This window comes from Burkholderia sp. Se-20378, assembly GCF_017104665.1.
Lineage (GTDB): Bacteria > Pseudomonadota > Gammaproteobacteria > Burkholderiales > Burkholderiaceae > Burkholderia > Burkholderia lata.
Genome location: NZ_JAAGPG010000909.1, coordinates 1 through 2,266, shown reverse-complemented (window position 1 = coordinate 2,266; position 2,266 = coordinate 1). Strand labels below are relative to the sequence as shown.

General features: G+C 67.2%; 1 protein-coding gene. It reads left to right on the top strand.

What is annotated here, in order from left to right; translation table 11 throughout:
- On the top strand, window positions 1-2,131 hold a 2,131-nt coding region (locus tag G3N93_RS38875), incomplete at its 5' end, for a TonB-dependent siderophore receptor (RefSeq protein ID WP_241026887.1).
- Window positions 2,132-2,266 lie beyond the last annotated feature (135 nt).

Here is a 2,266-nt window from a genome sequence, read left to right as displayed (position 1 = left end):
CACACTCTTTCCCCACCCGACGCGCCTCGGATCTTCGGTCGCACGGCCCGTGGCGGCCGGCGTGGCCGCGGGCGCCGAGTTGCCCGCGATCAACGTGCGCACCAGCGCGCTGCGCGCGGAGAGCTATCGCGCGCCGAAGGAGGCGGGCGTGCTGCGTTCCGACATCCCGCTGCTCGACACCGCGCAGGCCGTCAACATCGTGCCCGCGCAGGTGCTGCGCGACCAGCGTCCGCGCAATCTGGACGACGCGCTCGGCAACGTCAGCGGCATCACGCAGGGCAACACGCTCGCGGGCACGCAGGACACGATCATGAAGCGCGGCTTCGGCGGCAACCGCGACGGCTCGATCATGCAGAACGGGATGCCGCTCGTGCAGGGGCGCGCGTTCAACGCGGCGGTCGACAGCGTCGAGGTGCTGAAGGGGCCGACGTCGCTGCTGTACGGGCTGATGGACCCGGGCGGCGTGGTCAACGTCGTCACCAGGCAGCCGCAGCTCACGCGCTACAACGCGATCTCGCTCGGCGCGTCGACGTTCGGGCACGGCAAGAACGGCGGCAGCGCGACCTTCGATTCGACCGGGCCGGTCGGCGATTCGCGGCTCGCGTACCGGCTGATCGTCGACCAGTCGAACGAGCAGTACTGGCGCAATTTCGGCGAATACCGGCAAACCTTCGTCGCGCCGTCGCTCGCGTGGTATGGCCGCGATACGCAGGTCGTGGTCTCCTACCAGTACCGGAAATTCCATTCGCCGTTCGATCGCGGCACCGCGCTCGACCCGCGCACCAACGCGCCGCTCGACATTCCCGCGCGGCGGCGCATCGACGAGCCGTTCAACAACATGGACGGCGAATCGCATCTCGCGCAGGTGAGCGTCGATCACCAGTTCAACGCGGACTGGAGCGCGCATTTCGGCTACAGCTACAACCGCGAAACCTACGACGCGAACCAGTTGCGCACGACGGGCGTCGATCCGGTGAAGGGCACGATGACGCGCAGCAACGATGCGACGCACGGCTCGCTCAGCACCGACAGCTACGGGATCGGCTACGTGAACGGCAAGCTGATGCTGGGCGGGATGCAGCACGACGTGCAGGTCGGCTTCGACACCGAATACCGCCGCATCTACCGCAAGGACATGCTGCGGCAGGCCGTGAAGACGCCGTTCAACTATCTCAATCCTGTCTACGGGCTGCTGCCGCCGTCGAGCACGGTGTCGGCGAGCGACAGCGACCAGACCGACACGCTGCACGATGCGTCGGCGTTCGTGCAGGACACGATCCACCTGACCGACAAGTGGATCGTGTCGGGCGGGTTGCGCTACATCACGTACAACCAGGTCGCGGGGCGCGGCCGGCCGTTCGTCGCGAACACCGATCTCAGCGGCTCGAAGTGGTTGCCGCGCGCGGGCGTCGTCTACAAGTGGACCGACACGTTTTCGCTGTACGGCAGCTATTCGCAATCGCTGAAGCCGTCGTCGTCGATCGCGCCGATGACGGGCTACATCATCGACGGCGCGACGCCGCCCGAGGAAGCGACCGCGTGGGAAGTGGGCGGCAAGCTCGACCTGCCGGGCGGGATGACGGGCACGCTCGCGTTCTTCAACATCGACAAGAAGAACGTGCTCGTGTCGCAGTACAACGACGCGACCAAGCTGACCGACTGGCGCACGTCGGGCAAGGCGCGCTCGCGCGGGATCGAGCTCGACGTGTCGGGCAAGCTCGGCGAGCGCGTGAACGTGATCGCGAGCTACGCGTACATCGACGCGAAGACGACCGAGGATCCGCTGTACACGGGCAACCAGCTGTGGAACGTCGCGCGTCACACCGCGTCGCTCGCGGCCGTCTACGACTTCGGCACGGTGGTCGGCGGCGACGACCTGCGCATCGGCGCGGACATGCGCTACGTCGGCGCGCGGCCCGGCGATTCGGCGAACAGCTTCACGCTGCCGTCGTACGTGCTCGCCGACGCGTTCGCCACGTACGACACGCGGATCGGCAAGCAGAAGCTGTCGTTCCAGCTCAACGTGAAGAACCTCTTCAATCGCACCTACTACCCGTCGAGCGCGAACCGTTACTTCGTCGCGATCGGCGATGCGCGACAGGTGTCGCTGCTCACCACGCTACAGTTCTGACCATGCAATCGCCGCGCGGCCATGACGGAGGCGCGCGGCTTCGGAGAAGATCCAGATGAACCGGAACATGAAAACCGGCGCCGTGCGCGCCGTGGCCGCCGGCGCGCGGCGTCGCGCATTGCGTGCGATCGCGGG